Consider the following 17,180-nt stretch of genomic DNA (forward strand, 5'->3'; position numbering starts at 1 on the left):
CTCAGAGACGATGAGGTCAATAGGTCCGAGGTGGAAGCGTGGTGACACGTGCAGCTGACGGATACTAATCAATCGAGGACTTAACTATATCAACCTTCGTGAAAAGGTTACGTTTGTGAACATGTCCGATGTCTTATCCAGTTTTGAGGGTTCACCTCAATGAATGATGTAGTGGCGACAGCGAAGAGGTCACACCTGTTCCCATGCCGAACACAGTAGTTAAGCTCTTCAGCGCCGATGGTAGTCGGGTTTACCCCCGTGAGAGTAGGACGCTGCTACGTCGATTTCTACTATTACTTCTTTATATTGATCCATCGTAGCTCAGTGGTAGAGCAATCGGCTGTTAACCGATCGGTCGTAGGTTCGAATCCTACCGATGGAGCCACTTGCTTCCATAGCTCAGTGGTAGAGCACTTCCATGGTAAGGAAGGGGTCGCCGGTTCAAATCCGGCTGGAAGCTCTGGAAGAAATAGTTTTTCTGGCCCGTTGGTCAAGTGGTTAAGACACCGCCCTTTCACGGCGGTATCACGGGTTCGAATCCCGTACGGGTCACCAATGGAGGATTAGCTCAGCTGGGAGAGCACTTGCCTTACAAGCAAGGGGTCGCAGGTTCGAGCCCTGCATCCTCCACCATATTGCCGGCCTAGCTCAACTGGTAGAGCAACTGACTTGTAATCAGTAGGTTGGGGGTTCAAGTCCTCTGGCCGGCACCATTTCCATGTTTAATGTGGAGGGATAGCGAAGTTGGCCAAACGCGGCGGACTGTAAATCCGCTCCCATCGGGTTCGTAGGTTCGAGTCCTACTCCCTCCACCATTTTTTATTTTTAAACATTGGAATAAAAATGTTATATAAGGAAACAATACTTAATGTACAATTGGGCCATAGCCAAGCGGTAAGGCAACGGTTTTTGGTACCGTCATGCGCTGGTTCGAATCCAGCTGGCCCAGCCATTTAAACTTTTATTTAAAAAGCTTTAGCTTTTTTTTATTTGTCTTAAATTGTACGGTAAATATATGAACCATTAGGAATGCGGCGTCACTGAAACAGCTTTCAACACGACGAGCATCATATACGAAAGTACCAGAACACTTTATTATTGTGAGCCATTAGCTCAGCTGGTAGAGCATCTGACTTTTAATCAGAGGGTCGGAGGTTCGAGCCCTCCATGGCTCATTCAACAGGCGGATATTGCTTTTTAGCATCATCCGCTTTATTGTTATATTATCGATTATATGGATTCCTTTTCGCAGGCGGGAGTAGTTCAGTGGTAGAACACCACCTTGCCAAGGTGGGGGTCGCGGGTTCGAATCCCGTCTCCCGCTCCATATTTTTTAACAAGGGGCCTTAGCTCAGCTGGGAGAGCGCCTGCTTTGCACGCAGGAGGTCAGCGGTTCGATCCCGCTAGGCTCCACCATACATATTAATAATAACTGACTATCCAAAGCTGACATCATGAATCGATGTCAGCTTTTTTATTGTATGTTTTTAATTGAGGAGGCGGTTAAATGAAAGCTTTGTTTCTAGACCGGGATGGTACTTTAGGTGGTTCAGATGAAATAAAATATCCTGGTGAATTTGAGTTGTACTCTGGTGTTCCTTCTTCCATTCGTCGATTAAAACAACAAGGTGTCCTTTTGTTTTCATTTACGAACCAGCCAGGTATCTCAAAGGGATTGTCTACGTTAGAAGATTTTGGTGAGGAATTGAGGGGGTTCGGTTTAGATGATGTGTATGTGTGTCCGCATTCACCGGCAGCTGCCTGCACTTGCAGGAAGCCGCGCACGGGCATGATTGAACAAGCCTGTGAAAAGTACAATCTTTCCCCCGGTGAATGTGTTGTCATTGGAGACCGGGTGAAAGATATGGAAGCTGCATATACTGCTGGATGCCTGGCCATTTTAGTTTTAACCGGATCAGGAGAAGACTCCTATGCTTATCTATTGAAAAATGGCGGGTCACCCGTCGATTATGTTGCTGAAGATGTTAATCATGCAGTAAATTGGCTGTTATCCTTCAAATAACGTATATATATACATATCTATGTCTGGTTGAGTCATCTGTATGAAACCGTATACAATTATAGAAGACAGACAAAGGAGGAATTATAGATGAATCAACAACTATCCATCATAGGTGTACCAATGGATTTAGGTCAGAATCGTCGAGGTGTAGACATGGGGCCCAGTGCTATCCGATATGCCGGTGTTCTGGAACGTCTTGAGGATTTGAAATTACGTATAGAGGATCTGGGAGATATAGATATTTCCCGTCCTGACCGACATAACACTCAAAAGGTGGATAACCTGCGAAATTTACAGGAAGTGGCTGAAGGAAGCATTCGTTTAGCAGAAAAAGTAGATGAAGTAGTGAATAAAGGGAGTTTCCCACTAGTATTGGGTGGAGACCATAGTATTGCTATGGGGACTTTAGCGGGGATAGCGAAACATTACGAGAATCTCGGAGTCATTTGGTATGATGCGCATGGTGACCTTAATACTGGGGATAGTTCTCCATCCGGTAATATCCACGGAATGCCTTTGGCTGTAAGTCTTGGAATCGGCCATGAAAAGTTGACGAATATTTTAGGCTATTCGCCTAAAATCAGACCGGAAAATATAGTAATCATCGGTGCTAGATCCCTGGATGAAGGTGAGCGAGTACTGATTAAAGAAAAGGGGATTAAAGTCTATACTATGCATGAAGTTGATAAGATGGGCATGCCTGCGGTGATGGAGGAAACGATTGAGTATTTAAAAGATCATACAGATGGTGTACACTTAAGTTTAGATTTAGATGGTCTTGATCCGAATGAAGCGCCTGGTGTAGGAACCCCTGTTATGGGCGGTTTAAGCTACAGAGAGAGCCACTTGGCTATGGAGATGCTTTATCAGTCACAATTAATCACTTCTGCGGAATTCGTTGAAGTAAATCCTATACTCGATGAAAAAAATAAAACGGCAAGCATGGCTGTTGGATTAATGGGGTCATTGTTTGGAGAGAGTTTAAAATAGTAGAGTAGCAATGATCAGCAGCTGACCTTGCCCAAGGTGGGTTGCTGATGCTTTTGTTTCAATGTTTCGTATTCGTTCAATAAAAAATCTAGTTTAGCACTTACATATACGACTCTTTCAGATGTTAAAGAGTGGCTTTTAGCTAATCGATTCATTTCGTTTCGACATTCTTCTATCTCTTTTAACAGCTTAAACTCTACATTCATGACGTCTACCTCCAAAAAAGATTTTTTAAACTCTAGTATCTATATCCACTTTTATTATAATATAAACATTATTTTACAAAAACAAAAATATTTTTGAAACCTTTTTGCGGGCGTGAACGTAGATAATAGCAGCCGCACGATAGCGGAGGTATAGCAGATGGAAACCATGATAAAGAAAAAAATCAAAGAGGTCAAAAAAGGGGATCAATCCGCTTATGAAGATATCGTTTCCTTTTATCAGAACAAGGTCTACCATATTTGTTACCGGATGATAGGGAATTCTTATGAAGCTGAAGATCTTGCTCAGGAAGCTTTTATTCGTGCGTACACGAATTTGTCCAGCTTCGATGAGCGACGGAAGTTTTCCACTTGGCTTTATAGGATTGCAACGAACTTGACGATTGATCGAATACGAAAGAAAAAGCCGGACTACTACCTCGATGCTGAAGTAAAAGGGACGGAAGGGTTAGATATGTACTCACAACTGGCTGCTGAGCAAGCGCTGCCGGAGGAAGAAGTGGAGAGCTTAGAATTACAGAGCTACATTCATCGAGAAATTTTGGCTCTTCCCCCTAAATATAGAAGCGTCATAGTTTTAAGGTATTTAGATGAGTTAGCTCTCCAAGAAATATCTGATGTATTGGATATTCCTATTGGAACAGTAAAGACGAGAATACATCGTGGCAGGGAGGCCTTGAGAAAGAGGCTTCGACATGTGTAAAGGAGTTGAGAGGGAATGAAATGCAATAAAGAAGCTGTGATGCTTATGCATAAGTATCTAGATGGCGAATTAGATAGAGAAGAAGAAAGACGACTGCGTGACCATCTTCAAGCTTGCCCATCCTGCCAAAACCATTTTCACGAATTGAAAAGATCGATTACATTGATAAAAAATACAGGACCAGTTGCAGCTCCAGAAGGATTTACGTCCAATGTCATGGCGAATCTTCCAAAAGAGAGAAAAAGGAAGAATTATACCAGAATGCTGCAGCGTCATCCTATATTAACGTCAGCTGCTATATTTTTCATATTAATGTTCAGTGGAATCTTCTCTGCTTGGAACCAGGACCACCAGGTGACAGTCTCTAAGCAGGAGAATCTCATCATTCAGAGTAATACAGTGATTGTACCTGAAGATGTCACAGTGAACGGAGATTTAGTCGTAAGAAATGGTGACTTGAAAGTCGAAGGAAAGATTGATGGGGACATCACATTAATTAACGGAGATTTTGTAACCGATAATCCAGAAAATGAACTGGCTAACGGTGAGAATTATCAAGCTTATGCAAGTGGTGAAGTCCATGAAGTTAATCAAGTATTCGAGTGGATGTGGTACAATACGAAGAAATTCGTATCCGATGTCTTTTCTATGGATTCTAACTAGATATAAACCACTATATTAATCATAGTGGTTTATTTTTTTGTGGTTGGGTTTTAATATATGTAAAAAGTGAAGTGTGATATAATAATACAGGTTATGGCGTTTTTTTAGTCGATCAATTTCTTCAAAAGGAAGTGTAAGCATGCTTGATGGGGGACTGGATGTATTAGATGTATTATTGATTGCTATTGATATCGCCCTTGTCTGGTTTGTTGTATATAAATTAATCATGCTGATCCAGGGAACGAAGGCCGTCCAGTTATTAAAAGGGATCTTCGTTGTATTAGGTATATGGTTATTGAGTAATTTATTCGGACTAACCACACTAAGATGGCTGATGTCACAAGCTATTACCTGGGGTTTCCTCGCCATTATCATCCTCTTTCAACCTGAATTGAGGAGGGCTTTAGAGCAATTAGGCCGCGGAAGTTTCTTTAGCCGCACAACGGCTGAAGATGAAGGGATTGAGAAATCGATCCAGGCGATTATAAAGTCTTGTAACTATATGGCGAAACGTCGAATCGGCGCCTTGATTACGATTGAAAGAGAGACCGGAATGGGAGATTATGTAGAAACAGGTATTCCAGTAGACGGTCATTTGACTAGTGAATTATTGACGAACATATTTATACCGAATACACCACTACATGATGGTGCGGTCATACTTAAGGATGATAAGATTATAGCTGCGGCCTGTTATCTTCCACTATCAGAGAGTCCGTTCATCTCAAAAGAATTAGGGACGAGACACAGGGCAGCGATGGGAATCAGTGAAGTTACGGATGCCGTGACCATCATTGTATCTGAAGAAACTGGAGCTGTATCCTGTACTAAGAACGGAGAGCTGCACAGACAACTTGATCAAGAGAAATTAGAAGAGATTTTAAGAAGCGAGCTTGATCATACCTCAAAAACCCCTGCCACTAAAACATGGAATTGGAGGGGGAAGAAGAATGGATAATTTATTCAGAAACAAGTGGTTTATTCGAATTATCTCATTGCTTTTAGCTTTGCTCCTCTGGGTATCGATTAACGTGGACGATAACATGGACAGTGATTCCCAGTGGTTCAATGATACTTCTTCTGAATCTGAAGTGATGAATGATATCCCCCTGGAAGTCCAATTCGACAGTGAACAATATGTTGTGAGCGGGCTGCCACAGAATGTTACGGTTGCTGTAGAGGGGCCAAACGGAGCTTTAGCTCCCGTGATACGACAACAGAACTTCAATGTATTTGTTGATTTGAATGACCTGGGTCCAGGAACACATGAGGTCAATGTCCAACATTCAGGAATCTCTAATCAGTTATCCGTCAGTATTGAGCCTAGACAAGTAGAAGTAACCATCGAAGAAAAAGAAAATCAAGACTTTGAAGTCGATGTGGATTACATTAATGAAAATCAAATTGAAAATGAATACTCTATCGGGGAAGCCCAAATAGATCCTGAACAAGTGACCATTACTGGTTCATCGGCAGCAGTAGACCGAGTGGCTTCCGTAAAAGCGATGATCGATGTAGGAGAGGCTGAGGATACGCTTGAGGACATTGAAGCACCTGTGAAGGTCTACGATGCCCAAGGCAATGAGCTGAATGTTCTCTTGGATCCAACTAGTGTAGAGGTAACAGTACCTATAAGCAAAGCAGAAAAAGAGGTCCCTATCTCTTTTGAAGCTGAAGGAGAGTCTTCAGCAGGAGTTGCGATCGATTCTATTAATTCGGAAACAGAAAGCGTAACGATTCGTGGTCCGAATGACGTGTTAGAAGAGATTGAGAACCTTGAAGGTATACCAGTAGACGTAACTGAAATAGAAAGTGATGAAACGGTAGAGGTAGAGGTTCCTCTTCCAGATGAGGTGACTGCGGTTGAGCCCGAAACTGTTGAGGTCGAGGTGCAAACCGAAGAGAACGTTGAATCAGCTACACAATAAATAGAGCGTCACGGTCTATGAGCCAACAACGAAAGAGAGGTCAATTTATAAATGGGAAAATATTTCGGAACAGATGGGGTTCGTGGTGTAGCGAATAAGGAATTGACACCAGAACTTGCCTTCAAATTAGGCCGTTATGGCGGCTATGTATTGACAAAAGAAGTACAGAGGCCAAAAATATTGATCGGCCGCGACACCCGTATTTCTGGAGAAATGCTGGAGGGTGCTTTAGCAGCTGGATTACTATCCATCGGCGCGGAAGTTATGCGTCTAGGCGTGATTTCTACTCCAGGGGTGGCTTTTTTAACAAAGGCTCTTCAAGCAGAAGCGGGAATTATGATTTCTGCTTCCCACAATCCTGTAGAAGACAACGGTATTAAATTTTTCGGTCCTGATGGTTTCAAGCTTACCGACGCGCAAGAAGATGAGATAGAGCAGCTGATCGATGCAGAAGAAGATACGCTGCCACGTCCTTCAGGTGCGGACCTAGGACAGATCAATGACTACTTCGAGGGTGGTCAAAAGTATATGCAGCATTTGAAGCAGACAGTGGACTATGATTTTGAAGGTCTGCATATTGCTCTTGACTGTGCAAATGGGGCGACGTCATCGCACGCATCTCATTTGTTCGCCGACTTAGAAGCAGATATTACATCCATTGGTTCATCTCCGGATGGGTTGAATATTAATAAGGATGTAGGTTCGACGCATCCTGAAGCGTTACAGAAGGTCGTCCGTGAAAAGAATGCTGATATCGGTTTAGCGTTTGACGGCGACGGAGATCGCCTGATCGCTGTTGATGAAAAAGGCGAAATCGTGGATGGCGACAGAATTATGTACATTTGCGCCAAGCATATGAACGAAAAAGGGCTGCTTAAACATTCTACAGTTGTATCGACAGTTATGAGCAACCTCGGCTTTTATAAAGCGGTAGAAGCTCAAGGAATCAAGAGTGATAAAACCGCAGTAGGAGACCGTTACGTGATGGAAGAGATGCGCCGTGGAGGCTACAACTTAGGCGGAGAACAGTCGGGTCATATCATTTTCCTGGATCATAATACAACTGGCGATGGTTTGTTAAGCGCGCTTCAGCTCGTAAACGTAATAAAAGAAACTGGAAAACCATTATCTGATCTTGCTGCAGAAATGGAGAAATTCCCTCAGGTGCTTAAGAATATTCGTGTAATCGATAAACAAGCCGTGCAGACCCATCCTCGCATTCAAGAAGTGATTCAAGCGGTAGAAGAGGAAATGGGAGGAAGCGGGCGAGTACTCGTACGCCCTTCCGGTACAGAGCCGCTTGTTAGAATCATGGTAGAAGCGCCGACGGAAGAGCAGTGTGAAACGTATGTCAATAAAGTGGTACAAGTCGTCGAGGAAGAATTAGGGATGAAAGAATAATACAATGTGTATGCGCAGGTGGAGCACAATTGGCTCTCCTGCGCATATTTTAATAGTAAGCTATGTTAAAAAGCTCCGTGTTGATATTCATATAAGCTCCCTATAGTGGAAAACTCAGTTTCGAGATGTTTGGACGGTTTCCGTTATGTTTAACAGCGGGAAGAGCTCCGGGAAATCACTCCCTTTCCGTGGGAGCGCAGTGAGCCTCCTCGAGCTTCGCTCTCCGGGGTCTCACCAAGCACTCTCTTCCCACAGGAGTCTCGCGATTTCCCGGAGCTCTTTGCCGATCATTAGTAGAACGGAAACTGTTATGACAGTACTTCAACAAAGAAAAATTAGTTATGGAGTTTTCACTAAGAATATGGCTGTTGGTAGTGAAATGCATCCACTCTATCCATGTAGTGTGCCAGTCAAAATGGGAAGTGGTTTCCCTCTTTAATTAATCCAATCGTTGGAGATCGGTACACGCATGCTCACTTATCAATATCAATAACCATCTTTAACATAGCCTGAAAGTAAGGAAGTGACTATAAAAGTCATTGACCCTTAAGCTTGTTTTCAGGTAAAATGAGGAATAGCCTTGAAAAAAATGGCGAATACGGTCACGACACCGTAACTCTCGCTATTGAAGTAAAGGTTTTTATTCGAAGATAGAAAAGGAGGAAAGGGACCAGTCATTTTAAGAAAGCGCCAGGGCTGTACACAACGAAAAATGTACAGTTGACGAGGAGGAGGTTCATCGAGCGTTCGGCGGATGCCTCCCGGTTGCCACACTTCAACTGATCGTCTGTATGAGAAACCAAAGAGGCGACTCTTTGTCCAACGCATACGGATAAAGTGCTTATAAATTATAAATGTTAACGGGAAAGGGGCAAATAACGGCCCCTGTTGATGATTTTAGACCGTTGTTTGCTCCTTTTTTGATTATTAGGAGGAAAACGACTATGTGTGGAATTGTAGGATATATTGGACTTGAAGATACGAAAGAAATTTTATTAACTGGCTTAGAGAAGCTTGAATATAGAGGGTACGACTCTGCTGGTATTGCTACACTAAATGGCGGTGTGAAAGTTTCTAAAGTAAAAGGACGTATTGCGGCCCTGAGAGAAGCAGTGGACGCTAACGTTCATTCCACTCTTGGCATCGGACACACTCGGTGGGCGACACACGGTGCTCCAAGTGTAGATAACGCTCACCCTCACCAGAGTCGCACGGAACGTTTTACAATCGTTCATAATGGTGTCATTGAGAACTATCTTGATATTAAAAATGACTATCTTGAAAATGTTGAGATGAATAGTGAAACTGATACAGAAATCATTGTCCAGCTGATTGAAGTGTTGAACAACGAACTTCAGGACGTGGCTGCTGCTTTCCGTAAAGCCGTAAATCTTCTTACAGGTTCATATGCTATCGCCTTGATCGATGCAGAAGATGAGGATACGATCTATGTCGCTAAAAACAAAAGCCCTCTGCTTGTAGGCCTTGGAAAGGATTTCAATGCGGTTGCAAGTGACTCTATGGCTGCACTGCATGTGACTGATCAATTCCTGGAGCTTATGGATAAAGAAACTGTATTACTTCGCCGTAACGAAGTAATTATCCAGTCTCCTGACGGCGAGGTTGTAAACCGTGAGCCGTTCACAGCAGAACTTGACGCGACGGATATCGAAAAAGGAACATACCCTCATTTTATGCTTAAAGAAATTGATGAACAGCCATTTGTTATTCGTAAAATCATCCAAAAATATCAAAATGAAAATGATGAAATTAAATTGGAGCCTGAAATTCGTGAAGCTATGAAGAACTGTGACCGCATATATATTATCGCAGCGGGCACGAGTTACCATGCCGGACTTCTAGGTAAACAATTCATTGAAAAGCTAGCGAACATTCCAGTAGAAGTCCATGTGGCAAGTGAGTTTTCTTATAATATGCCACTGCTCTCTGAGAAGCCATTATTCGTATATATTTCACAAAGTGGCGAGACGGCAGACAGCCGCTCTGTACTCGTCCAAACGAAAAAACTCGGTCATCCGGCACTTACTGTTACGAATGTGCCTGGATCCACCCTTTCCCGGGAAGCTGATTACACGATGCACCTGCACGCCGGTCCAGAAATTGCTGTCGCGTCCACAAAGGCTTATACAGCTCAAATGGCCGTTCTAGCTATCTTAGCAGTAGATACCGCACGCGCTAAAGGCATAGAGCTGGACTTTGATCCAATGCAGGAACTAGGTATTGTAGCAACTGCTATGGAAGCCTTGACGGATCAAAAAGAAGAGCTTGAGCAGCTGGCTCGCGAGTACCTGCCGACGACACGCAATTGTTTCTTCATCGGGCGCGGAATCGACTTTTATGTCGGCTTAGAAGGTTCATTGAAATTAAAAGAAATCTCTTATATCCAGGCAGAAGGTTTCGCTGGCGGAGAACTGAAACACGGAACAATAGCACTTATTGAAGAAGGAACTCCGGTCGTTGCTCTTGCTACACAAGCGAGCGTGAACTATTCCATCCGCGGAAATGTCCAGGAAGTTGAAGCACGTGGTGCTAACAGCATGATTATCAGTATGAAAGGTCTTGAAAAGGATGGGGATGCTTTTATCCTTCCACACGTCCATGACCTGCTGACACCGCTCGTATCAGTGGTGCCGCTTCAGCTGATTTCTTACTACGCTGCTCTTCACCGTGATTGTGACGTTGATAAGCCTCGTAATCTAGCTAAAAGTGTGACAGTTGAATAATCAAATACAGCCAGAAGCGGAACCCTGCTTCTGGCTTTCTATTTATGAGCGAATGATTACCTAAGATCATGCATTGCAAAATCATATAGGCGTAAAGTCAAGGATTGAGTTATTGATGATAATTTGAAATAATTGTAACTAATGAATAGAATCTATTTAATGAGTGCTTGCATATGGATAAAATAAAGGAGGGCTCGAAGTGTTTGAAAATGAGCAATTGAGAAAAGGCGATCTTCCAGAGAAGGCAGGAAAGTCAGCATTTCGGGCCTTTCACGATGCGAGGGACTTCAGGCTGGATTAGTAAGAAAGAACTTTTCAAGGGAGATAATTAAGCTCCTTTTGCAGGAGAGAACTATACATGACGGTCAATGAAGGGGGAAAAGGTAATGGAGAAAAATCGGAAATTAACTATTCTGTTCATTATGCTCGGTTCCTCATGTATATCAGGCGGAATGGCATTACATGAACTTGCTGCGTATTCAACATTGACCGGATGGGTTATGGGGCTGGCCTGCCAACTGACAGCTTTAAGGTTCGCCATTAAATCCTTTCACCTTCCAAAAAGTTCAGTGAGCTGATGGACCTAATTGTACGAACGGGTCGACCACTAAAAGGCGGTTGTCTCTTACGGAGAAATGTTTTATAGTTACAAAGTTTTATAGAGGTAGCAGTTGAAAATAAGTGCGAGCTCTTATATCATTATGGTAATACAGTTTTTAGACTTTGATGTCCCTAGAGGAGTGAACATATGTTAAAGGAATCCGACTTTCACACAGAAGAATCCAAAAAAGAATGGATTAAAGTACGGAACAGAAAACTGGAAGAAATGGCGCAATATTTCAGAAGATATTTTCACCTTACTAAAGTTAGGGAGAATAAAAATAGCTACGAAGTCCAGGGCTATTTTTACCAGCCAGGTTTTGGCGAGATAAAAATGGCATTTGAATTCAGTTATGAGAACGTGGCTAAATTCACAGATTTATTTGATGACCCAAAAGAAGATTAATAATGTTTAGTAAAAATGAACCCGTTTCAATCAACGGGTTCATTTTTAATGCCCTGCCTTATACGACAATACCCTGCATAATCGTGCAATAATAAAGGGGTCGGATGGTTTATAACCTGCTAATCTTTAGTTGGAAGGGAGGTCATTGAATGGATTCTCTTAAAAAAATGAATGAGGCCATGGAATTTATTGAAGCTCACCTGTCGGAGGATATTGATCGTAAAGAAGTAGCGAAACGTGCGTACTGTTCAGAATATCACTTTCAAAGAATGTTTTCTTTTCTATCAGGAATTACGTTGTCTGACTACATTCGCCGGCGGCGCCTCACATGTGCGGCTTTAGAATTGAAGAACAGCAACGTGAAGGTGATTGATGCAGCGGTTCAATATGGGTACCGTTCACCCGATGCTTTTACAAGAGCGTTCAAGGAGTTCCATGGGATAACGCCATCTGAAGCTAGAAAAAACGGCCAGTATTTGAACGCTTATCCAAAAATGACCTTTCAATTAACGATTAATGGAGGGGTAGAAATGAAGTATAGAATTGAAGAAAAAGATGCTTTTCGAATTGTCGGAACAAAGAAGAGGGTGCCTATTATTTTTGATGGAGTCAATCCAGACATCGCATCCATGTGGAATAGTTTAGATGAAGAAACGATCCACCTGATGAAGAATCTTTCCGACATTGAGCCAATGGGATTGATCAGCGCATCAACAAACTTTTCAGAAGGCCGGATGGAAGAGAGGGGAGAGCTTGACCATTATATTGGTGCAGCTACAACTCAAAACTCTCCTCCTCAATTGACAACGCTTGAGGTTCCAGCAGGCACTTGGGCAGTATTTGAAGCGGTCGGCCCGTTCCCTGACACCCTTCAAAATGTGTGGGGGCGCATTTATTCAGAGTGGTTCCCTGCATCGAACTTTGAACAAAGGGAAGGTCCGGAAATCTTATGGAATGAGGATAAGGATGTGACCCTAACAAACTTCAAAAGTGAAATATGGATCCCAATCGTAAAAAACTAAAAACTGTTTCTGGGCGAAGGGATCAAATGGTAAGTTCACTTGAAAAAGATGATGTAATGAAAGGACGAGCTTGGTTATCCAAGCCGTCCTTTTTAAATGAGATTCAGACCATGCTTAGAAAGGTATTGAACTTATGAAAATGCTCTATGCCAGGCTTGAATGCCTTTTTTTAAAAAATCCCACAAATTTTACACATTTGGCGCTATAAAGAGGTATAAAAGACGATGAGGACCGTCATGGCAGAGGTTAGAGACAGTATAGAGTACATATTCTGGACTTTATATAAAATAGGTAAGTATATACAACTGCCTAAGACATGTTACAATGGCTTACACGATGGTTAGGAAAGGAGAATGACATTGAATAAAAAATGGTTGTTAAGTTTATTACTGGTCGGTTTCGTACTGCTATTAGCTGCTTGTAATAATGATGACGAAGCTGGTGAAGATAATGGTAATGGTGAAGGTGAAGAGGCTAAGCAGGAAGAAACGGAAGGTGGCGAAGGTGAAGGCGGAGAACAGGCAGAGCAGCCTGAGATGCCTGAACCAGATTTAGAAGGCATTCCTGATGTAGTCGCAGAGGTCAATGGTGAAGAAATAGCAAAAGACGAGTTCGAACAGACGTATGAAGGTCAATTTCAGCAAATGGCTATGCAATCTCAAATGAGCGGTCAAGAAGTTGATCAAGATCAATTGAAGCAACAGGTTGCAGAAAGTTTAGTTGGTCAAGAGCTGCTCATACAGGAAGCAAACAATCAAGGTATTGAAGCTTCACAAGAAGAGATGGACGAATTGCTGGACGAATTGGCTCAGCAGCAGCAATTAGAATCTAAAGACGAATTTCTAGCTGCTTTAGAAGAGCAGGGCATGAGTGAAGATGAAGTCATGTCTCAAGTGGAAACTCAGGTGAAAGTAAATCAATTAATAGCAAGTGAAACTGGGGACACTGAAGCCTCAGAGGAAGAAATGGAAGAAATGTATGAACAAATGAAAGCTCAGCAAGAAGAAATGGGTGGAGAGCAAGAAGTACCATCTTATGATGAACTGAAGCCAGATCTTGAAGAACAGATTAAGAGTCAAAAAGAATCTGAACAAACACAACAGCTTGTCGACCAATTACGTGAAGACGGAGACGTAACGGTTAACCTATAATTTCTTTCGAAACCAGGTCCTTTATCAGGCCTGGTTTTTTTATTAGAAAAAACATGCGTAAAACTCATGCCGCTTGATAATCTATCTCGTTTAAACTATCCCAAGGTCATATGCCCTTATGTAAAAGTCTACGAAATGAAAGGTCAAAGTGCTTACAAGACTAAGATTAAACAATATATAATGAACTTAGTACTAACGAACAGCACCTTTTTCAAGGACAGGAGGCGTACATATGTTAATTAAACCAAAGAAATTGCAGCCAGGAGATAAAGTAGCGACGATCAGTCCTTCATGGGGTGGAGCTGGCGAGCCTGAGCTTCGCTGGCGCTACGAGCAGGGGGTGCGGAGGCTGGAAGAAGTGTTTGGCCTTAAAGTGGTTACGATGCCAAATAGTTTAAAAGGTGGAGACTATCTCTACCAAAATCCGAAGGCAAGGGCCGAAGATTTAATGTCAGCTTTTCAGAATAAGAGTATCAAAGCTATTTTTGCCAATATCGGCGGTGATGATAGCCTGCGTTTACTGCCATATATTGATTTTGATGTGATTCATAAGAATCCTAAAATTCTCATGGGCTATTCAGACGTTACAATGTGTCATTTGTTTTGTCATAAGGCAGGGATTGCTTCTTTCTACGGACCAGCTGTATTAGTAGATTTTGCGGAAAACGTGGAAATGGACCCCTATACAATTGAGATGGTAAAGCGTACGCTTTTTAATGATGAAGAGATTGGAGAGATCCGCCCCTCTGAACAATGGACGAGTGAATACTTAGAGTGGGAGGAAGCGAATAAAACTAAAAGGCGCGGCATGCAGGAAAATTCAGGTTATGAGCTACTTCAAGGCTCAGGTGTCGTTCAGGGGCAGTTAATTGGCGGCTGCATCGAAGTGCTTGAATTCGCCAAGGGCACTATGATTTGGCCGGAAAGAAAACATTGGAAGAATAGTATCATGTTTTTTGAAACTTCCGAAGAGAAGCCCGATCCTTCATTTATAAAATACTGGCTCAGGAATTATGCGGCACAAGGCATTCTTCACCAAACAAAGGGAATCATTTTTGGTAAGCCGCAGGATGAAAAATATTATGATGAATACAAAAGAGAAATTCTAACCGTTATGAAGGAGTATGGACTAGAGGAGCTCCCAATCTTATACAACATGAATTTTGGTCATACTGAACCGAAAATTGTATTGCCTTATGGTGCGGTTGCTCAAATAGATTGCAGTGACCGTTCTTTCCGTATTGTAGAGAGTGGTGTAGAGAGCTGAGGTTTTATTAAATAAGAGAGCTATGTTCAATATCGTGGTTATAAAAAGTATTCAACAATATGGCAGGGTAGTTTAAGACTTGATTTCGAGATAATCTGGGTTAGTTGTCCTATTAAGAGTCAGGGGTTGTTCGGAAGCTACTCGCTTTCCTGTGGGGGAAGCGGTAGTTTCTATTCTGATAAAGGTTCGCAATGGCCAGGTGGTATATTTATCAAGGTACGACAATGATTTGGAACAGGCCTTAGCTGACGCTGATTTGACGTTCGAAAATAAATTGTAGTGCAACGAATACAAAAAAAGGAGCGGTGGTCTACACCTGCTCCTTCATATCCGTGATTTTAGTTTTTGTCTATCTGCTTGCGTTTTGAAGCTTTTCTAAAGCAGGGTTCATTGTATTTTTAAGTGTTTCAATGCTGTGATCGAATTGCTGCTGCTCTTTGTCCGTCAACCTCATTTCTAACACTTCACGGACCCCCTGGCGGTTTACAATTGTAGGTACACCGGCATAAACATCGGTCGCGCCATATTCACCGTTAAGGTAAGAGCTGACGGTTAAAATACTGTTTTCATTACCTAGAATTGCTTTAGTTACACGGACGAGGCTCATCGCAATACCATAATGGGTGGCCCCTTTTTTCTGGATGATCTGGTAGGCTGCATCCCGTACATTTTCAAAGATAGGATCAAGATCTTCTTGATGACAGCCTTCTTTCGTATCTATATAATTTGAAATCGGTACGCCGCCAATCGTGGCGTTGCTCCATACGGGCAGTTCTGTATCTCCGTGTTCTCCGATAATATAAGCGTGGACGTTTTGAGTAGCCACGTTGAAGTAATCACTGAGCAAGAAGCGGAATCTTGCGGTATCTAAAGTCGTTCCACTTCCGATGACGCGTTCTTTAGGAAGACCACTGAACACTTGAGTAGCTTGAGTTAAAATATCCACAGGGTTCGTGGCAATTAAGAAAATCCCATCAAAGCCACTGTCCATGACATCACCAACGATCCCCTTGAAAATTTTCATGTTTTTTTCAACTAAATCCAATCGGGTTTCACCTGGCTTTTGGTTCGCGCCGGCACAAATACATACGATATCTGCATCTGAGCAGTCGTTATAATCTCCATACCAAGTATTGGTGTAAGAAGGAGAGAAGGCCTTCCCATGATTTAAGTCCATAGCGTCTCCCATAGCTTTTTCCTTATCGAGGTCAATAATGACCAGCTCTTGCGTAACGGCTTGGTTAATTAAAGCAAAGGCGTAGCTGCTTCCTACGAGTCCTGCACCTATTAAAACGACACGGTTCACTTTTTCTTTTCTTGTGGTGTTCATGTAAAACACTCCTACGTCAAAGAATATTTGTGAATCACTTCACATTCTTATTGTGCACTATTTCACAAACTTTTTCAAGGGGTTTATTATTTTTATTTTACTATTTGGTTATTATTTAATCAACTTCCAGAAGTTAGTAGATGGAGGGGCTGTCAGCAGGTAGCTAACCTCAAGGGCGATAGCTAAAGGAAGCTTGCCAGCTCCCCCGCAGGAAAGCGAGTTGTTTTTCGACCAACCCAGCACTCTTTATCATAACGAACCCTTTTATCTCAGTCTCGAGTCTTCAATAATCCTGCCATATTACTGCTGATTTTTCTTTAAGAAAAATCAGCAGTAACGGTTAACATACCTAAATAATAGAATTCACGTGATTTGAAAGCTGCTAAAAACAGAACGCACGTTCTTATTTTTAGTGGGATTGTAACGAATAGTGTGGTACAATTAATTCCAGATAATGTTCCTTTTAGGGTGGTCGGCTAACCCCAGAGAGTAAGGGGGTGATGCCTATTAGCATGTATGAAGTTCTGACTGTATTGTTTACTTTTGGAACATTTCTCATTGCATTGCTTGCGTTGATCATAGAAATGATCAATAAAAAATAGACCTCCCTATTAACCTGACAGTTGATCGGGAGAGGCCTATTTTATGTGAATAGCTGATCCCCTGGGGGAATCATTATCGAGAGGTCGCAGTTGCAGCTGCGACCTTTTTATTGTATGTCTTTCTAA

Annotated in this window: 16 protein-coding genes, 10 tRNA genes and 2 rRNA genes; 26 read left to right on the forward strand and 2 right to left on the reverse strand. The window is 42.3% G+C overall.

Annotated elements, in window-relative coordinates; genetic code table 11:
* The 14 genes from O2Q26_RS18620 to rocF form a co-directional block, all read left to right on the forward strand.
* Nucleotides 1-88: ribosomal RNA gene (locus O2Q26_RS18620) — 23S ribosomal RNA — on the forward strand; the annotation flags it as partial.
* A 79-nt stretch (nucleotides 89-167) separates the two neighbouring features.
* Nucleotides 168-281: ribosomal RNA gene (gene rrf / locus O2Q26_RS18625) — 5S ribosomal RNA — on the forward strand.
* 29 nt (nucleotides 282-310) lie between these two features.
* Nucleotides 311-385, forward strand: a tRNA-Asn gene (locus O2Q26_RS18630).
* 3 nt (nucleotides 386-388) lie between these two features.
* Nucleotides 389-460, forward strand: a tRNA-Thr gene (locus O2Q26_RS18635).
* Between the two features lie 20 nt (nucleotides 461-480).
* Nucleotides 481-555 (forward strand) — tRNA-Glu (locus O2Q26_RS18640).
* Nucleotides 556-557: 2 nt separating this feature from the next.
* Nucleotides 558-633: transfer RNA gene (locus tag O2Q26_RS18645), tRNA-Val, on the forward strand.
* Between the two features lie 4 nt (nucleotides 634-637).
* Nucleotides 638-713 (forward strand) — tRNA-Thr (locus O2Q26_RS18650).
* 16 nt (nucleotides 714-729) lie between these two features.
* Nucleotides 730-815: transfer RNA gene (locus tag O2Q26_RS18655), tRNA-Tyr, on the forward strand.
* A 62-nt stretch (nucleotides 816-877) separates the two neighbouring features.
* Nucleotides 878-952, forward strand: a tRNA-Gln gene (locus O2Q26_RS18660).
* Between the two features lie 150 nt (nucleotides 953-1,102).
* Nucleotides 1,103-1,175: transfer RNA gene (locus O2Q26_RS18665), tRNA-Lys, on the forward strand.
* 77 nt (nucleotides 1,176-1,252) lie between these two features.
* A tRNA-Gly gene (locus tag O2Q26_RS18670) sits at nucleotides 1,253-1,327 on the forward strand.
* 13 nt (nucleotides 1,328-1,340) lie between these two features.
* Nucleotides 1,341-1,416: transfer RNA gene (locus tag O2Q26_RS18675), tRNA-Ala, on the forward strand.
* 91 nt (nucleotides 1,417-1,507) lie between these two features.
* A complete protein-coding gene (locus tag O2Q26_RS18680) occupies nucleotides 1,508-2,023 on the forward strand; it encodes an HAD-IIIA family hydrolase (RefSeq protein ID WP_289217263.1) in 516 nt (171 codons plus the stop codon).
* An 87-nt stretch (nucleotides 2,024-2,110) separates the two neighbouring features.
* Nucleotides 2,111-3,013, forward strand: a complete 903-nt coding sequence (gene rocF, locus O2Q26_RS18685; protein ID WP_289217264.1) for an arginase — start codon at nucleotides 2,111-2,113, stop codon at nucleotides 3,011-3,013.
* Nucleotides 3,014-3,027: 14 nt separating this feature from the next.
* On the opposite strand, the gene O2Q26_RS18690 is transcribed toward rocF, so the two are convergent.
* Nucleotides 3,028-3,219, reverse strand: coding sequence for an aspartyl-phosphate phosphatase Spo0E family protein (locus O2Q26_RS18690; RefSeq protein ID WP_253935700.1), 192 nt, complete (start codon nucleotides 3,217-3,219; stop codon nucleotides 3,028-3,030).
* A 157-nt stretch (nucleotides 3,220-3,376) separates the two neighbouring features.
* Between O2Q26_RS18690 and sigW the strand changes: the two genes are divergently transcribed.
* The 11 genes from sigW (at nucleotide 3,377) to O2Q26_RS18745 (ending at nucleotide 15,122) form a co-directional block, all read left to right on the forward strand.
* Nucleotides 3,377-3,940, forward strand: coding sequence for an RNA polymerase sigma factor SigW (gene sigW, locus O2Q26_RS18695; protein WP_253935701.1), 564 nt, complete (start codon nucleotides 3,377-3,379; stop codon nucleotides 3,938-3,940).
* Nucleotides 3,941-3,955: 15 nt separating this feature from the next.
* The gene (locus tag O2Q26_RS18700) at nucleotides 3,956-4,603 is read left to right on the forward strand and encodes an anti-sigma factor family protein (protein ID WP_289217265.1); all 648 of its coding nucleotides are present in this window, start codon (nucleotides 3,956-3,958) and stop codon (nucleotides 4,601-4,603) included.
* A 139-nt stretch (nucleotides 4,604-4,742) separates the two neighbouring features.
* On the forward strand, nucleotides 4,743-5,561 hold the full coding sequence (gene cdaA / locus O2Q26_RS18705) for a diadenylate cyclase CdaA (protein ID WP_289217266.1): 819 nt from the start codon (nucleotides 4,743-4,745) through the stop codon (nucleotides 5,559-5,561).
* The gene (locus tag O2Q26_RS18710; RefSeq protein WP_289217267.1) at nucleotides 5,554-6,531 is read left to right on the forward strand and encodes a CdaR family protein; all 978 of its coding nucleotides are present in this window, start codon (nucleotides 5,554-5,556) and stop codon (nucleotides 6,529-6,531) included. The genes cdaA and O2Q26_RS18710 overlap by 8 nt, the downstream gene beginning before the upstream one ends.
* Before the next feature lie 51 nt (nucleotides 6,532-6,582).
* Nucleotides 6,583-7,932 carry a phosphoglucosamine mutase gene (glmM, locus tag O2Q26_RS18715; RefSeq protein WP_289217268.1) on the forward strand — a complete coding sequence of 450 codons (1,350 nt, stop codon included), beginning with the start codon at nucleotides 6,583-6,585 and terminating at the stop codon, nucleotides 7,930-7,932.
* 944 nt (nucleotides 7,933-8,876) lie between these two features.
* Entirely contained in the window at nucleotides 8,877-10,676 is a 1,800-nt protein-coding gene (gene glmS / locus O2Q26_RS18720) for a glutamine--fructose-6-phosphate transaminase (isomerizing) (RefSeq protein ID WP_289217269.1), read from the forward strand.
* Between the two features lie 386 nt (nucleotides 10,677-11,062).
* Nucleotides 11,063-11,254: a hypothetical protein gene (locus O2Q26_RS18725; RefSeq protein ID WP_289217270.1), complete on the forward strand. Its 192-nt coding sequence runs from the start codon at nucleotides 11,063-11,065 to the stop codon at nucleotides 11,252-11,254.
* A 170-nt stretch (nucleotides 11,255-11,424) separates the two neighbouring features.
* Nucleotides 11,425-11,682, forward strand: a complete 258-nt coding sequence (locus O2Q26_RS18730; RefSeq protein WP_253935708.1) for a hypothetical protein — start codon at nucleotides 11,425-11,427, stop codon at nucleotides 11,680-11,682.
* Nucleotides 11,683-11,831: 149 nt separating this feature from the next.
* Nucleotides 11,832-12,704 (forward strand): AraC family transcriptional regulator, encoded by an 873-nt coding sequence (locus tag O2Q26_RS18735; protein ID WP_289217271.1) that lies wholly within the window; start codon nucleotides 11,832-11,834, stop codon nucleotides 12,702-12,704.
* A gap of 353 nt (nucleotides 12,705-13,057) precedes the next feature.
* Nucleotides 13,058-13,855: a SurA N-terminal domain-containing protein gene (locus O2Q26_RS18740; RefSeq protein WP_289217272.1), complete on the forward strand. Its 798-nt coding sequence runs from the start codon at nucleotides 13,058-13,060 to the stop codon at nucleotides 13,853-13,855.
* Nucleotides 13,856-14,087: 232 nt separating this feature from the next.
* The gene (locus O2Q26_RS18745) at nucleotides 14,088-15,122 is read left to right on the forward strand and encodes a S66 family peptidase (RefSeq protein ID WP_289217273.1); all 1,035 of its coding nucleotides are present in this window, start codon (nucleotides 14,088-14,090) and stop codon (nucleotides 15,120-15,122) included.
* 349 nt (nucleotides 15,123-15,471) lie between these two features.
* Here O2Q26_RS18745 and O2Q26_RS18750 read toward each other — a convergent pair whose 3' ends face one another.
* Nucleotides 15,472-16,452, reverse strand: a complete 981-nt coding sequence (locus O2Q26_RS18750) for an L-lactate dehydrogenase (RefSeq protein WP_289217274.1) — start codon at nucleotides 16,450-16,452, stop codon at nucleotides 15,472-15,474.
* A 500-nt stretch (nucleotides 16,453-16,952) separates the two neighbouring features.
* Between O2Q26_RS18750 and O2Q26_RS18755 the strand changes: the two genes are divergently transcribed.
* Entirely contained in the window at nucleotides 16,953-17,054 is a 102-nt protein-coding gene (locus tag O2Q26_RS18755; RefSeq protein ID WP_253935713.1) for a putative holin-like toxin, read from the forward strand.
* Nucleotides 17,055-17,180: the final 126 nt, after the last annotated feature.

It is taken from the genome of Halobacillus campisalis (assembly GCF_030345335.1).
GTDB lineage: Bacteria > Bacillota > Bacilli > Bacillales > Halobacillaceae > Halobacillus_A > Halobacillus_A campisalis.